This window comes from Gloeocapsopsis sp. IPPAS B-1203, assembly GCF_002749975.1.
In the GTDB taxonomy this organism is placed as follows: domain Bacteria; phylum Cyanobacteriota; class Cyanobacteriia; order Cyanobacteriales; family Chroococcidiopsidaceae; genus Gloeocapsopsis.
In genome coordinates this window covers 51,022-65,308 of the sequence record NZ_PEIG01000005.1, presented here as the reverse complement: position 1 = coordinate 65,308, position 14,287 = coordinate 51,022, and the positions used below count along the sequence as shown (strand labels likewise).

At 43.1% G+C, this 14,287-nt stretch carries 14 protein-coding genes and 2 pseudogenes; 9 read left to right on the top strand and 7 right to left on the bottom strand.

The window, feature by feature from the left end; translation table 11 throughout:
* Nucleotides 1-5 precede the first annotated feature (5 nt).
* On the top strand, nt 6-671 hold the full coding sequence (locus CSQ79_RS10210; protein WP_099701082.1) for a response regulator transcription factor: 666 nt from the start codon (nt 6-8) through the stop codon (nt 669-671).
* A 205-nt stretch (nt 672-876) separates the two neighbouring features.
* Here CSQ79_RS10210 and CSQ79_RS10205 read toward each other — a convergent pair whose 3' ends face one another.
* Nucleotides 877-2,598, bottom strand: a complete 1,722-nt coding sequence (locus tag CSQ79_RS10205) for a DUF1565 domain-containing protein (protein ID WP_099701081.1) — start codon at nt 2,596-2,598, stop codon at nt 877-879.
* A gap of 165 nt (nt 2,599-2,763) precedes the next feature.
* On the opposite strand from CSQ79_RS10205, the gene CSQ79_RS10200 reads away from it, so the two are divergent.
* From CSQ79_RS10200 to CSQ79_RS10190, 3 genes are all read left to right on the top strand, one after another.
* Entirely contained in the window at nt 2,764-3,894 is a 1,131-nt protein-coding gene (locus tag CSQ79_RS10200) for a thiamine phosphate synthase (protein ID WP_099701080.1), read from the top strand.
* Nucleotides 3,887-4,108 (top strand): sulfur carrier protein ThiS, encoded by a 222-nt coding sequence (gene thiS / locus CSQ79_RS10195; RefSeq protein ID WP_099701079.1) that lies wholly within the window; start codon nt 3,887-3,889, stop codon nt 4,106-4,108. The genes CSQ79_RS10200 and thiS overlap by 8 nt, the downstream gene beginning before the upstream one ends.
* Nucleotides 4,109-4,404: 296 nt before the next feature.
* The gene (locus tag CSQ79_RS10190) at nt 4,405-5,376 is read left to right on the top strand and encodes a DUF1517 domain-containing protein (RefSeq protein ID WP_099701078.1); all 972 of its coding nucleotides are present in this window, start codon (nt 4,405-4,407) and stop codon (nt 5,374-5,376) included.
* A gap of 71 nt (nt 5,377-5,447) precedes the next feature.
* Here CSQ79_RS10190 and hemL read toward each other — a convergent pair whose 3' ends face one another.
* Nucleotides 5,448-6,746, bottom strand: coding sequence for a glutamate-1-semialdehyde 2,1-aminomutase (gene hemL, locus CSQ79_RS10185; protein ID WP_099701077.1), 1,299 nt, complete (start codon nt 6,744-6,746; stop codon nt 5,448-5,450).
* A gap of 111 nt (nt 6,747-6,857) precedes the next feature.
* Here hemL and CSQ79_RS10180 point away from each other — a divergent pair, with 111 nt between their 5' ends.
* Together CSQ79_RS10180 and hisIE are read left to right on the top strand one after the other, a co-directional pair.
* Nucleotides 6,858-7,046, top strand: coding sequence for a ChaB family protein (locus tag CSQ79_RS10180; RefSeq protein WP_099701076.1), 189 nt, complete (start codon nt 6,858-6,860; stop codon nt 7,044-7,046).
* Between the two features lie 124 nt (nt 7,047-7,170).
* Nucleotides 7,171-7,818 (top strand): bifunctional phosphoribosyl-AMP cyclohydrolase/phosphoribosyl-ATP diphosphatase HisIE, encoded by a 648-nt coding sequence (hisIE, locus tag CSQ79_RS10175; RefSeq protein WP_099701075.1) that lies wholly within the window; start codon nt 7,171-7,173, stop codon nt 7,816-7,818.
* A gap of 148 nt (nt 7,819-7,966) precedes the next feature.
* On the opposite strand, the gene CSQ79_RS10170 is transcribed toward hisIE, so the two are convergent.
* Nucleotides 7,967-9,238: an MDR family MFS transporter gene (locus CSQ79_RS10170; RefSeq protein ID WP_099701074.1), complete on the bottom strand. Its 1,272-nt coding sequence runs from the start codon at nt 9,236-9,238 to the stop codon at nt 7,967-7,969.
* A gap of 243 nt (nt 9,239-9,481) precedes the next feature.
* Nucleotides 9,482-9,810: pseudogene (locus CSQ79_RS28870) on the bottom strand (hypothetical protein); the annotation flags it as partial.
* A 48-nt stretch (nt 9,811-9,858) separates the two neighbouring features.
* On the opposite strand from CSQ79_RS28870, the gene CSQ79_RS10160 reads away from it, so the two are divergent.
* Together CSQ79_RS10160 and ruvA are read left to right on the top strand one after the other, a co-directional pair.
* On the top strand, nt 9,859-10,608 hold the full coding sequence (locus CSQ79_RS10160) for a sucrose-phosphate phosphatase (protein ID WP_099701344.1): 750 nt from the start codon (nt 9,859-9,861) through the stop codon (nt 10,606-10,608).
* Nucleotides 10,605-11,231 carry a Holliday junction branch migration protein RuvA gene (gene ruvA / locus CSQ79_RS10155; RefSeq protein WP_099701073.1) on the top strand — a complete coding sequence of 209 codons (627 nt, stop codon included), beginning with the start codon at nt 10,605-10,607 and terminating at the stop codon, nt 11,229-11,231. Before CSQ79_RS10160 ends, ruvA begins: the two co-directional genes overlap by 4 nt.
* Nucleotides 11,232-11,400: 169 nt before the next feature.
* Here ruvA and CSQ79_RS10150 read toward each other — a convergent pair whose 3' ends face one another.
* The 3 genes and pseudogenes from CSQ79_RS10150 to CSQ79_RS28860 form a co-directional block, all read right to left on the bottom strand.
* Nucleotides 11,401-12,510 carry a homospermidine biosynthesis protein gene (locus CSQ79_RS10150; RefSeq protein WP_099701072.1) on the bottom strand — a complete coding sequence of 370 codons (1,110 nt, stop codon included), beginning with the start codon at nt 12,508-12,510 and terminating at the stop codon, nt 11,401-11,403.
* A gap of 40 nt (nt 12,511-12,550) precedes the next feature.
* The gene (locus CSQ79_RS28865; RefSeq protein ID WP_502693923.1) at nt 12,551-13,099 is read right to left on the bottom strand and encodes an O-acetyl-ADP-ribose deacetylase; all 549 of its coding nucleotides are present in this window, start codon (nt 13,097-13,099) and stop codon (nt 12,551-12,553) included.
* 6 nt (nt 13,100-13,105) lie between these two features.
* Nucleotides 13,106-13,474, bottom strand: a pseudogene (locus tag CSQ79_RS28860) (DUF6508 domain-containing protein); the annotation flags it as partial.
* A gap of 120 nt (nt 13,475-13,594) precedes the next feature.
* Here CSQ79_RS28860 and cobO point away from each other — a divergent pair.
* Entirely contained in the window at nt 13,595-14,272 is a 678-nt protein-coding gene (gene cobO / locus CSQ79_RS10140; protein WP_099701071.1) for a cob(I)yrinic acid a,c-diamide adenosyltransferase, read from the top strand.
* Nucleotides 14,273-14,287 lie beyond the last annotated feature (15 nt).

Genomic DNA, 14,287 nt, shown 5'->3' with positions numbered 1-14,287 from the left:
GTTAAATGAAAAAGATTTTAGTTATTGAAGATGAGCCAGATGTTAGAGCTAATATCATTGAGTTGCTCGAAGCAGAAGATTTTCATGTTGTTGGTGCAGAAAATGGTTTTTTTGGTGCAATGTGGGCACAGGAATATTTACCTGACTTAATTATTTGTGATGTAAGAATGCCAGAACTTAACGGATATGATGTTCTGACAGCATTACGCCAAGATTCTATAACAGCTACAATTCCCTTCATTTTTCTAACAGCAAATGCAGATCGCGCTGATATGCGGCGGGGAATGGATTTAGGAGCAGATGATTATTTAACTAAGCCTTTTACTCGGACAGAATTATTAAATACGATCGCTTCGCGATTTGCCAAGCAGGAAATTGTGATGCAGCAGTATTATAACGAGCGCCAACGGGCTGATTCTTTGAAACAAGAAGTTCAAGAATTAGAAAAGTATGCTAATTCCAAAGCTAGCGTTGTTCCAAAACTTAATATGGCAATGTCTCTAGTTAAAAACTTACCTCCAGGTTCTCAACGCGATCGCTGTTTACAAATTCTGCGTCAAGTCTGTGAAGAAGAAATTAGCATCCTCAACAATACTCCTTCTATGCAAAAACTTTTATCTCCTGAGAATATCGATTTTCTCCGCCAATTCAATTTTGTTTTTAAGCAGTAGAATCTTGATATCTTAAAACAATAAAGCTTAATAGTTTTGCTTCAGGTTATTGGCATTATGTCTTCTTAAGATCTAGTGCCTTTTTGTATTTCTAATTATTTAGCTTAAACAAGACTTAGATGCAATCACCAAAGCCTTTTTGCTTAATGACTAGTAACTAACCACTAGTCACTAGCCACTAAACACTTCCAGTTTTTAGAACTCCCTAAATTTGTTCTACTGTCCCTTTTAAACCACGACTATTGAGTAACTGCAAAACTTCGTTAGCATTTGCGCGATCGCCAAAAGCTCCTACCTGCATAAAAACTTTACCATTCGCAAACATCCGAAAAGCTCCAGGAACAAGCGATCGCACCAAGTCTTGCTTACTCTTATTTTCAGCTTCTACAATCACTCGATAACGCAAACCCAAAGCTGATTCGCGAGTAGGTGGAAGTGGTGGAGTACCAGGCGCAGGCGCTGTTCTTGGTAATGTTATTTTTGGTAAATTACGCGGGTTTCCGATCGGAATGTTGCCACTAGGAACAGGAAGTAAATCTGCTTCGGTAATTTGGGCAGACTGTAACACTGGGACATTTATGGTGCCAGGATTAGGATTTGCTGGTGGCGGGAGGATAGTTGCGGAAGTTGTCGGTGGCGGTACAGTAATGGCGATCGCAGTATCCGAACCTAACGCTGGAGGTAATTGTGGAGGATTGGCGCGATTGTTTGTATTCGCTGGTGGTACAGGAATCGCGATTGAATTTGTCGGAGTTGTTGTGACTACTGGTGCAATTGTTGTCGCAGTTGTATTCAGTTGTACTACTCGCGGTGGCGTCTGAGGGATTGCCGCTAAATCAACTTTACCTGATAAATCAAGATTACCAACTGTACGAGCGTTAGCAGCTAAAGTATTACCGAACGCTGGAATTGTCTGACGCGCCGCCTTGCTATTAATATCGTAACCGCCATTTTGGCGAAATATGTTGCCTCCTGGTTGCCTAGCAGTGCCCAAATCAGGTTGACTAGAAGCGATCGCTACAACACCATCTTCAATGTTGCTCTCAATTGTATTATTTCTGAGGATTGGTTGAGCTTGAGCTTGTACCACTACTCCCGCACGATTTTGTGTAATGCGATTACCAACTAATAATGGCGCGGCTTTCTGTGAAACATTGATACCAAATCCAGTTTTTTCAAAGATATTCTCGCGGATTTCTGGTCGAGAGATGCCATAGATAGTAATACCGTTTGCCCCATTTTGATGAAAGTAATTGCTGCGAATGAGGGGTGTACTATTACCCGTTACCGAAATACCGTCATGGGTACTACGAGTAAATGTATTGTTGATAATCGTGGGATGACTCGACTCGATCCACAAACCATAACCCCGTGGATGAGAATTAGTGATGGTGACACCTGTCAGCGTAGCTTGGTTTGCTCCTATAATCGTCACATTTTGCCGTGCAAACGTAGGACTGAGGAACACACCGCCACCTTGGATAATAATATTACTGCCACGAGTTTGCGGATCGCCTTGAATCATTACACCTGATTTAAGCTGGAGTGGAAAAGTTTCTCCAGTTTCGGCGCTGTATTTACCGCTTGCTAGCATAATAACGCTGTTCGGCGGAGCTAACTTTAGTGCTTGAGTAATCGTTTTAAATGGGGCGCGATCGCTACCATCGGCTTGAGCAGTATTTTCTATATTAGGGTTGACATATATCACTTTCGCTGGCGATGTCTGATTGGGACGCGATGCTAAGTGTAATAGTGGCAATTCTGACGATAAACCAACATCACTGGCAACAAGTAAAGTGATACTTGCTAAACCAACTGCAATTGTATTGGAACTGAGGTAAGAAATATTAGCTATGCTCAAAATAAGTGTATTGACACTGCTACAAGGAGCAAATTCAAGGTAGGTATCAAGGTGGGTTAAATTCACGGCACTCCTCCGCATCACTTTGGGAATATCAAAGTCAAGGGTGATGACAACGGCGACTTCGACGTTAATCTATGCTGCTTCTTATACAGCCGATGTCGCAGAAAATCAATGGCATTAAACACTTCTTTTTGCAATAAAGTTAAATCACACTCAAATTGCTGAAATATGAATGCTGGCTGGTACGATGAAAACAATAATGGGTTTGTTCCAATGGTCGAATCACATAACCAAAGAGGACAAGTGCAACCAGCCGTTTGCCGTATCTTGGACGCAAATTTAGACCGCGCCCGTGAAGGATTGCGCATAATTGAAGAATGGTGTCGCTTTGGTTTGAATAATGCCCAGTTGAGCGGTGAATGCAAACAACTACGGCAAGAACTCGCAACTTGGCATAACTCAGAATTACGTGCGGCGCGAGATACACCTAGCGATCCTGGCACGCAACTGACACATCCACAAGAACAACAACGCACTGATTTAAAATCTTTGCTTCAAGCAAACTTTTGTCGTGTGGAAGAAGCTTTGCGAGTTTTAGAAGAATATGGCAAGCTTTATCATCCGCAGATGGGTAGTGTATTTAAGCACATGCGGTATCGTGTTTATATACTAGAAAGCCAGTTTCTCGGTTACGAACGTCATCAACAACTTTTGCGATCGCAGTTGTATCTCGTCACCTCTCCAGCAAACGACTTGTTGTCAGTTGTAGAAGCTGCCCTAGCGGGAGGACTGACTTTAGTACAATATCGAGACAAAAATGCTAAAGATGGCGATCGCCTGGCACATGCTCAGCAACTATGTCAATTGTGTCACAAATATGGTGCGTTATTTCTGGTCAACGATCGCATAGACCTTGCCTTAGCAGTGGAAGCTGATGGCGTCCATCTCGGACAGCAAGATTTGCCTATCAAAGTAGCGCGACAGCTATTAGGACCGCATAAAATCATCGGTTGCTCTACCACAAATGCAGAAGAAATGCAACGCGCAATTCAAGGCGGCGCTGATTATATTGGTGTAGGTCCTGTTTATGAAACACCAACCAAAGCAGATAAGCCAGCCGCCGGATTAGAGTATGTACGCTACGCAGCCCAGCATAGCTCCGTTCCTTGGTTCGCCATTGGCGGTATCGATGTAAATAATATTAATGATGTCATCTCCGCCGGTGCTGAACGTGTGGCAGTCGTGAGAGCGATCGTGGAAGCTGAACAACCCACCTTGGTTACTCAATATTTTATATCTCAACTTACTCGTGTCCATATTCGCAACAATAAACCAGAATTGAGTCAGTCGTATGTCTGATCGCATCACATTGGAAGTCAACGGCGAAACGCGTACCTGTGCGGCTGATTCTCAACTTCCAGACGTCCTGCACCAACTAGGCTATAACCCTCGCTTAGTTGCAGTAGAGTACAATGGTGAAATTCTCCACCGTCAGTATTGGTCAGAAACTCAAGTTAAAGGAGGCGATCGCCTAGAAGTCGTCACAATTGTGGGTGGCGGGGGGAGTGACTAGTGATGAGTTTTGAGTTTTGAGTTATATAGAAAACAGTATTCTTCTTCTGCTCCTCTGCGTCCTCTGCTTTGAGCAGGTACGGTATTCATATCCGGTAATCCACCCTCAGGTTGCTGCTAGAGGCATGAAAGAAGCGATACATTAAGGGAGTAGCTTGTGTAGATAAATTTAGCAAAGAAGGAATACATTGCTCTACTTTGCAGATTATGTCTCAGGCTATCGGCTGGTGTTATGAATAAACATAAAATATCTTTATAGGATATAGCAAAGCCGATATTGTCTTTTAGGCACATACTATGCTCAAGAAACTGCTTTCAGCCATGAAACCGCTTGTAAAACCCCTTTTTCTCTTTGGGCTTGTTGCAGCCTTAGCGTTGGGTCACTCTGATGCAGCCTTGGCAGCACGAAGTGGAGGTCGCATCGGCGGCGGTTCATTCAATCGACCAGCGCCTAGCCGTCCTTACAGTCCCCCTGGTGGAGGTGGTGGAGGATACTATGCTCCTTACCCAGGAGGTGGATTTGGTTTTCCCTTCTTACTTCCTTTCTTTGGAATCGGCGGCTTCGGCAGTATATTTTCAATCTTGATATTTTTTGCGATCGCTAACTTCCTGCTGCAATCGTTCCGTCGTGCTAGTAGTGGTGGCGAGTCAGGATATGATACTGGATACAACAGCAATCCTAATGTCTCGATTGCCGAGTTACAAGTAGGCTTGTTAGCCCAAGCACGCGGGTTGCAAGAAGATCTCAACCGCATTGCAGAAACTGCTGATACAAATTCTCCCGCAGGTCGCGCCGCAGTATTACAAGAAGCAAGCCTGGCATTACTACGCCATCCCGAATACTGGGCGTACGCTGGTAGTAGAAATGGTCAAGCACGGTTAAATGCAGCTGAAGCTGAATTTAATCGCCTATCTCTTGCCGAACGAAGCAAGTTTAGCGAAGAAACACTTTCTAACGTCAACAATCAGCTTAGAGGTACAGATTCCAGAGGAGTTTTACCAGGTGCTGATCAAGATAACCCTACTCGTCTAATGACCGAAGGTCCTGGAGAATATATTGTTGTTACGCTACTAGCAGCAACTTTAGGTAACTTCCAAATGCCGCAAATTAATAGTGCAGAGGATCTGCGTCAAGCATTACGAGTTCTTGGTGCTGTTCCTAGCGATCGCTTGTTGGCAATTGAAGTTTTGTGGACTCCCCAAGCAGCCGGTGATACCTTAAGCTCTGACGACCTATTAGCAAAATATGCTGACTTGAAAATGGTTTAGATTGTGTAGCAACAATCCTTTAGTAGATAGATTTATCAGGGGACTAATATTAGTCCCCTTTTTATTGGTATTTAGAGACTCGACATCACTTCTTCAGCAGCAGCCAATGTCTTGTTGATATCCTCTTCAGTGTGGGCGACAGAAGTAAATCCTGCCTCAAATTGAGATGGTGCTAAATAAATACCATGTTCGAGCATTCCTCGGTGAAAACGGCTGAACTTATCTAGATCTGAATGCTTGGCATCTTCATAATCATGAACAGGTCCAGCAGTAAAGAACAAGCCAAACATCCCACTAATTTGACCGCCACAGGCTGCATGACCTGTTTTTTTGGCAATTTCTAGTAAGCCATCACTTAGTTTTTTGGTGATTTGGTCTAGGTACTGATATGTTCCTGGTTTTTGCAACAGTTCGAGAGTTTTAATTCCTGCCGTCATCGCCAGGGGATTTCCTGATAGCGTTCCAGCTTGATATACAGGTCCTGCTGGCGCAATCATTGACATAATCTCTCGACGACCGCCGTATGCTCCTACCGGTAAACCACCACCGATAATTTTACCTAAAGTCGTCAAGTCAGGAGTCACATTAAATCTTTCTTGGGCACCACCATAGGCAATCCGAAAGCCAGTCATGACCTCATCAAATACAAGTAATGCGCCGTACTCTTGAGTTAGTTCGCGTAAACCCTCCAGAAAACCTGCATCTGGGGTAATAAAACCAGCATTGCCGACAACAGGCTCTAAAATAATGCCAGCAATGTCATCAGGGTTTTCGGCAAATAAGGCTTTGACAGCTTCTAGGTCATTGTAAGGAGCTGTTAAAGTATTGCTAGTCGTTGATTTAGGCACTCCTGGAGAATCAGGTAAACCTAAGGTAGCAACCCCAGACCCAGCTTTGACCAGAAACATATCAGCGTGACCGTGATAACAGCCTTCAAACTTGATAACTTTGTCACGTCCGGTAAAAGCCCGCATTAACCGCAGCACTGCCATGCAGGCTTCAGTGCCAGAGTTAACAAATCTTACCATTTCAATGCTGGGAACTGCATCAATGACCATTTCGGCAAGTACATTTTCCAGCGCACAGGGCGCTCCGAAACTGGTGCCTTTTTCTAATACATCGTGTAACGCTGCTAACACATCTGGATGGGCATGACCGCAGATGGCAGGTCCCCAAGTGCCTACATAATCGATATACTGGTTGCCATCAACATCCCAAATGTAAGCTCCTTTAACCCGTTCAAATACTATCGGCTGCCCTCCAACAGATTTAAAGGCTCGAACTGGTGAACTGACACCCCCAGGCATTAAGTTCTGCGCTGCTGCAAAAATTTCTTCTGATTTGGTTGTTTTAATCGTGGTCTTGACCAAGATTCTCTCCTTAGTGAGATGTCTAAACGTCTATCTTTGGACGGTGGTACGTGTTATTTGAAAGTCCTATGTTATCAAGTATTCCCATCCGGAATATCGGAAAATAAAATTATGTTATATCAAACAAATCAAGACTTACCTTTAGAAATCCGTAGGGGTTTTTCTGAAACTACTCAGGACTTGTATCGCGCTGCATATAACTGTGCGATTCATTGGTATGGTGATAGTGTAAAAGCCCATAAGGTTGCTTTAAGTGCTGTGAGAATGCACTCGGCTAGAACTATGAGCGTACTTGTTTAAGCTTCCTCTTCTGGCTAAGCTATTTGCTTTAGCGAAAGCAATTAATGATTCAATGTTACCGACCTGTCCCATACATTAAATGATATCTTGAACGGGTAGATATTGCCTGTACAAGATAGTTTTTATGTCTGTTGATAAAGAAATATTAAATGAAGCTATACCTGTAGAAAAAATTCGCTACGATGACCGAGGTTTAGTGCCTGCAATTGTCCAAGATTATTTGGATGGCACTATATTGATGATGGCTTGGATGAATCGCGAGTCGCTACATAGAACGATGGAAACTGGAGAAACCTGGTTTTGGAGTCGTTCTCGTGGTCAACTGTGGCACAAAGGAGCAACTTCAGGTCATATTCAAAAAGTGCGATCGCTGCGTTATGACTGTGATAGCGATGCCTTGCTCGTTAGCGTTGAACAAATCGGCGATGTTGCTTGTCACACTGGAGAACGCAGTTGTTTCCACCGTATCGATGGGCAGGTTGTGGCTCCTCCTGCAGATACTTTGTCGCAGCTTTTTGCTGTAATTTGCGATCGCCGCGATTATCCCACGGAAGATTCTTATACTTGTAAGCTTTTAGCTAACGGAGATAACAAGATCTTGAAAAAGCTAGGTGAGGAAACCGCTGAAGTTGTCATGGCTTGTAAAGATGACGACCCTGAGGCGATCGCGGCTGAAGTCGCTGATTTGTTTTATCACGCGCTTGTCGCTTTAGCGCATCACAAAGTTGAACTCAAAGACGTTTATCGCAAGCTGCAAGAACGCCGTCGTTAATTTCATGGTATGGGTGTAAGAGTTCTTGAGTATGTGCTATAATTTATTTGCTGAATAATAGAAATCTGAGTTTTTTCAAAATTTTATAACAGAATTTCATTATAAAGAAAATTATATCAGAGAGATTGATTAACGTCTAGCTAGACCTCTAAAATAATTTTTTCTTAGAGCTTTTATACACAAGTTGGTTGAGATAGTGCAGGATGGCGATTGTAAGGAAAACACTAGCAGCCAAACCGAGCCAATAGCTGTAGACAAAAACACGCGATTGATCTAAAGCCCAGCCGCCTAATGGTGGACCGATGAAATAGCCAACAGCCCAGCAGAGAGAACTCATAGAAAAGTAAACTCCGCGTTGAGATTCAGGCGCGAGTTCTGTCACCAAAGCAGCGGCAGAGGGAGTATAAGAAACGATCGCTAGACCAAAGATACCCATTGCAACGATCGCCCAGAATAGTTGATTTACAGGAGTGATGCCAGTAAACCAAACACAGCTAAAAGCCACTGCCCAGATCAAAGCAGAAACAATGAGCGCATAAGGATGGGTAAAGCGTTTTAAAACACGCGCGATGGGTAATTGAAACAGGATGGCAACTGCCATGTGGCAAGCGAATAAAGCACTGAGGGTCGATTCGGTGAATCCTTGAGTTGAGTTAGAAGATACGAAATTTCGCAAATACAGCGGTAACGTGCTGTGGAGTTGCGACGTATAAGTCGTGAAAATAATATTTACCAGAACATAAACCAAAAGGCGGCGATCGCTAAGTGCTATAGCCCAGTTACTTTTCGCAGATAAATCAGATGTATTCGCTAGAGGTTGATAAGTTTCTTTGATGGCCAAATAAATAACGACAAAGAACACCATAAACGAAGTTGCGTCGAGCAAAAATAACGCGCGGTATGCTCCAGTGGTACTCACTAGCGCACCACCAAGGATAATTCCTGTACCTAACCCAAGATTGTCTGCGAGTCGGGTCAGTGCATAAGCTTCGCGTCGGTTTGCAGGTGTTGTTAAATCAGCAACAACCGCCTCGGTTGCAGGCCAATATAATCCTTGTCCAAGTCCAGAAAGCAAGTTACCAAGAATTAAAACTGGGAAAGTGACCGTTGTTGCCAAGACCAAAGAAGCGATCGCCGCAACAGCCGCAGAAAGGAGTAAAGTGCGACGGCGTCCCCACTTGGGAGAATCAGACAAGGAACCACCCAAAATTCGCCCAAAAATACCAGAAATCGAAGCACTACCTAGAGCAAAACCTACCGCAGTAGCCGAAAAGCCCACCTGATTCACAAAAAAGATGGGGGCATAAAACAGTGTAAACCCTGTACCAATTTCCGATAAAAAACGACCAAAACCAAGAATCCAAACTTGAGGATCGAGTTGTGGCAACCACGAAGATAACTGTTGCTGAAAAAACTTCATTAACTAGGAGCGAGGGGCTAGCAGAAAATAGGATGATGACATCATGTGCGATCGCTTATATTATCCTAGTTGCATAAACTGTATATCCCTCCTAGGATACTCTAAGGATATAAAAATCTCAGCCTTCATCTAAATCCAAGCTCATTCGGGAATTTAGCAATAGTTTTCTACTCCCCGATACTTTCGTTACTATTTAACTGTCGTTGTAACCACTGAACTAACTCATCCACAGTCATAAAAGATACTGGTGTACTTTAGAAAAATCATGACTTGGTGGATAGGACAACGGTATTGACATAGCAGCGTTGCGGGAGGTTTTCTCCCGCATTCAAGCTGACGATGTAGCCGCACCTAATAATCAAGCATTTGTAGTGGTGATGGTGGCTCTGATTCGGGTAAAGTTTGAAATTCTAGATGTAGGATGTGGTTGGAGGTTTGCAATAACGTCACCGAATCGGCACGAATTGGTTCTAAACTTAATTTTGTTTTGAGTACCTGGATATCAGTTTCTTGAGATGAAAATAGCCAACTTACAAACTTTGGGGATAAAGTTCAGCTAGATATTTGCAAATATTGTCGTAAGCCCATCGCGATGTACCTTTATTTTGAAACTAGAAGCTGTGTCACCATTTTTATTCGTAACCGACTTAGATAACACCCTCGTAGGCGATGACGAAGCCCTATCCACACTTAATGATAAATTGAGTCAGCATCGCCAAGAATACGGAACAAAGATCGTTTATGCTACAGGGCGATCGCCAGAACTATACCGCCTACTGACAAGCGAAAAGACTCTTCTTGAACCTGATGCTTTGATTACTTCAGTGGGAACTGAAATATACCTCAACGGTAGCGACACTCCTGAGTCTGGATGGAGTACAAAAATTGCTCAAGGCTGGAATCGTGATTCGATTGTAGCGGCTAGTGCGCATTTTGCTGATTTAGTTCCGCAACCTGATTCAGAACAGCGTCCGTTTAAAGTCAGCTTTTTCTTAACTCAATCCGTTTCTGGTGAAGTGATTCCCCAACTAGAAACTTTGTTGCAAAACCGAGGGTTAGATGTCAAGCTGATCTACAGCACAGGTCAAGATTTAGATATTTTGCCGCGCAACAGCGATAAAGGGCTAGCAGTGCAATTTCTGCGTCAACAATGGGAAATGTGCCCCGAACAAACTGTTGTGTGTGGTGACTCTGGCAATGATATTGCTTTATTTTCTAGTGGACAAGAACGCGGAGTCATTGTAGGAAACGCGAGTGCAGAACTTTTAGAGTGGCATAATGCTAATCCGGTTGACTATCGCTATCTAGCGCAAGCAGCGTGTGCGGGTGGTATTTTAGAAGGCTTACAGTATTTTGGGTTCTTGGGATGATTAGTTATCTCAAAGGTGTCATCGCTGGTGTAGACAAAAGCAATAGCAATCGTGTCATTCTCACTTTAGATGTGAATCAGGTAGGTTATGACTTGCAAATTCCGGCGCGTTTTGTCGAGGAATTACCTGCTATTGGGGAAACAGTACAAGTTTTTACGCATCTGCAAATGCGAGAAGAACAGCCTTTACTGTATGGTTTTGGTTCAGCCACGCAGCGCGATTTGTTTCGTCAGCTAATTAGTGTCAGTGGTATTGGCGCCCAACTTGCGATCGCGCTACTAGATACATTAGATCTACCTGACTTAGTGCAAGCTATTGTGAGTGGCAACACGCAGTTACTGATTCAAGCGCCAGGTGTCGGAGGTAGAACAGCAGAACGCATTTCTTTGGAGTTAAAAAAGAAGCTAGCTGATTGGCGCACGAGTGCAGGTTTTGCTAATGCGACTTCTGGAGGACCTCCACCTGCAATTTTTGAAGATGTGCAAATGACTCTCCTCGCGTTGGGTTACAGTGCTAGTGAAGTTTCTCAAGCAATTACTGCGGTGAGTGACAGTGCGATTCTACAGCAAAACGCTAATGCTGAGGAATGGATTCGCCAGGCGATCGCGCATTTAAGCGGTTAATCAGGCACAAGTGAGGAGCAAGTTATGATGTCGTGAAGGGTGTGGGTAATAGAGTTTTGAATTTTGAGTGTTGAGTTTTGAATTAAAAAAAGAAATTTGAACTTTGAGTTTTCTTAACTCATAACTCATAACTCAACACTCATAACTCTCTGAGTCTACCCTCTACCCTCTACCCTAAAATCCCTGACTTCTGACCTCTGCTATAGTCTTGCTGCAACTTACTATACATTTCCTCGCGGCGGTCGTATAAGCGTTTTAATGAACGAGGTTTACACTGGTTAATGACATAAGCTGTGATGATGGGTAATGCGATCGTACTGTCGGTATAGCAAACAACTGTACTGGGTAACTCTTCAGGGTCTACTTTACCCCAGCTGACAGCTTCACTCGGAGTTGCGCCAGAAAGCCCGCCAGTATCAGGTCGCGCGTCGGTAACTTGCACAAAGTAGTCGTGACCGCGTTCTTCTAAGCCTAAAACTTCGTGCAGTTGCGGTTGTGTTTGCAATAAAAAGTTTTTTGGGCTACCACCACCAATAATGACCGCAGCACTTTTCCCTTCGACACCAGCATCTCCAGACTCACGGGCACAGTAGGCGATCGCCGCAGTTTCATTGACATCAATTGCAGGATCGATAATCATATTTGACCCCGACAAAGACATTGCTGCTACGTTCATGCCAATCGAACTGTCGCCAGGAGAGGAAGTATAAATAGGAACACCGCATTCATAGGCTGTTGCTAGCAAGCAAGAATGCTCGACACCAACTTGTTTTTCAACTTCTCGGACGTACTTACCTAGCAAGTTATGAAACTCAGCCGTTCCCATGCGTTTCTGAAACGGTTCGGCTTGAATAATTTTACGGATGAAATCGTCTGTTCCTAACAGCACGTCATAATCAAAAATAATGTCATAAATCCGGATTGTGCCTTGTTCGCGGAGTTTGACATCATCTAAGAAGGGGCTGCTACTATACAACTTCATTCCTAAGCCGTAGTGCAGATCGTGGTAGAGATTAGCGCCAGTACTAATAATCCAATCTACAAAGCCATGACGCATTAATGGTGCAAGCGCAGAAACTCCAAATCCCGCTGGAGTCATCGCGCCAGATACACTTAAGCCTACTGTCACGCCTTCTTGTAGCACTTCGCGGCTAAGTAGTTGACAAATTTCTCGTAGCCGTGCTGAGTTGTATGCAGTAAAGTAGTTATCAATTAAGTCCACGACACCAATATCTGATGGTATGGGTACTGGTGCAATTTTTTTGCTAGGTATTGCCATGATTTCACTCCCATTGATAGATCGCCCCGATCTAATGTAGCTAGGTTTTGGCAATTTGTTTTAATGCTCTGAGGTAGCGATCGCCTGCACTTTGACTAAAGCAAAGCAAAATCACGTGTTCGATAGTATTATTCTCGTTGAGAAAATGCTGAATTTCAGTCACAGCTATTTGTGCTGCTCTATCAATAGGAAATCCATAAGCACCAGTACTAATTGCTGGAAAAGCAATTGTCTGAATTTGATATTGTTCTACTAGCGCCAAACTGCTACGGTAACATCGAGCGAGTAGCTCATCTTCGCCTTGACGACCACCATGCCATACTGGACCTACAGTATGAATAACCCACTTGGCTGGAAGATTGTAGCCTTCCGTGATTTTTGCTTCTCCAGTAGCACAACCTTTGAGTTGGCGACATTCCTCTAGTAACCGAGTTCCTGCTGCACGATGAATTGCTCCATCCACACCACCTCCACCCAACAGCGAGTTGTTAGCAGCGTTCACAATTGCATCGACATTTTGTTGCGTAATATCTCCGATAATGACGCTGATGCGCTGACTTATGTTTAATGTTTTGTTCTGCGTTTCCATATTTTTCAGCCTTTCTAATATTACTAAAAAATATCCATTCCTAATTAGCCCTGCTAAGTGACCGCTCCAAAAACGCTTCTTGCGCACATGAGTTGTTAGTAATTTCTGCAAAGTCACAATTGAAGCAGAGTTTATTAATTTAGAACTATCAATATAACTATTGGCTTCATCTTGCCAAGCTGCCCAATCAAAAGTAACAATAAAATTTTCTTCATATAAGGTTGCAACAAATCTTTCAAAATCGCTAGAGTATTCATAAGGATCTAGTAGACTTTGATCGATATTTAGTTGATATAGTTTATTGTTAATATCCTTAAATAAAGGTAAAAAAAGTAAGATATTGCTAATATTTTTAGATGTTACTACACTTACCATAATTTATTTTTAATTTTTTGGTGTTTGCTTTTTATGCTGTTATGGTTAGTTAGCGATTTAACTAAAACTCTCAACATAAATAATCTGATTAGATAATACAACCCATACTAGAAAAAGTAGATGATACATAATACGTCTAAAAGCTCAAACCCAGACATAGAAGCGGAACGCTTGAATCAAGAAGCAACGGCTTCATCACTAACGGAAGAACAATATCAGCGTAAGATGCAGCGGCGTAAAGAAGTGCAAGAAAAACGGGTAGCCCAAGCATCACAGGAAAAAGGCTTAATTATTGTTAATACTGGTAACGGTAAAGGAAAAACAACAGCAGCACTAGGAATGGTGTTGCGATCGCTTGGTCATGGCTATAAAGTAGCAATTATCCAATTTATTAAAGGAGCGTGGGAACCTGCAGAGAAAGCAGTTCTCAGTCAGTGGGCAAATCAGCTAAAATTTTATGCGATGGGTGAAGGCTTTACTTGGGAAACTCAAAACCGCGAACGTGATATCCAAAAAGCTAATGAAGCATGGGAAACTGCATTAAACTGCATTTGTAATCCTGAGTTTAGGTTAGTACTGTTAGATGAAGTGAATGTTGCCCTCAAATTAGGTTTTTTGAGTGTTGATACAGTGCTAGCAGGGCTAGAGCAAAAGCCAAGTGATTCCCACATAATTTTGACAGGGAGAGGCGCACCTACAGCATTAATAGAACGTGCTGACTTGGTAACTGAAATGACACTAGTCAAGCATCCTTTTCGCGAACAAGGAGTCAAAGCCCAACCAGGTATTGAGTTTTAATATTAGCTTTGTATT

Excerpts from the sequence above, each read along its gene's own strand:
- ruvA (WP_099701073.1), top strand. The coding sequence starts at position 10,605 with ATGATTAGTTATCTCAAAGGTGTCATCGCTGGTGTAGACAAAAGCAAT.
- CSQ79_RS10180 (WP_099701076.1), top strand. The coding sequence starts at position 6,858 with ATGTTATATCAAACAAATCAAGACTTACCTTTAGAAATCCGTAGGGGT.
- CSQ79_RS10210 (WP_099701082.1), top strand. The coding sequence starts at position 6 with ATGAAAAAGATTTTAGTTATTGAAGATGAGCCAGATGTTAGAGCTAAT.
- CSQ79_RS10200 (WP_099701080.1), top strand. The coding sequence starts at position 2,764 with ATGAATGCTGGCTGGTACGATGAAAACAATAATGGGTTTGTTCCAATG.
- CSQ79_RS10150 (WP_099701072.1), bottom strand. The coding sequence starts at position 12,510 with ATGGCAATACCTAGCAAAAAAATTGCACCAGTACCCATACCATCAGAT.
- thiS (WP_099701079.1), top strand. The coding sequence starts at position 3,887 with ATGTCTGATCGCATCACATTGGAAGTCAACGGCGAAACGCGTACCTGT.
- cobO (WP_099701071.1), top strand. The coding sequence starts at position 13,595 with ATGATACATAATACGTCTAAAAGCTCAAACCCAGACATAGAAGCGGAA.
- CSQ79_RS10190 (WP_099701078.1), top strand. The coding sequence starts at position 4,405 with ATGCTCAAGAAACTGCTTTCAGCCATGAAACCGCTTGTAAAACCCCTT.
- hisIE (WP_099701075.1), top strand. The coding sequence starts at position 7,171 with ATGTCTGTTGATAAAGAAATATTAAATGAAGCTATACCTGTAGAAAAA.
- CSQ79_RS28865 (WP_502693923.1), bottom strand. The coding sequence starts at position 13,099 with ATGGAAACGCAGAACAAAACATTAAACATAAGTCAGCGCATCAGCGTC.
- CSQ79_RS10170 (WP_099701074.1), bottom strand. The coding sequence starts at position 9,238 with ATGAAGTTTTTTCAGCAACAGTTATCTTCGTGGTTGCCACAACTCGAT.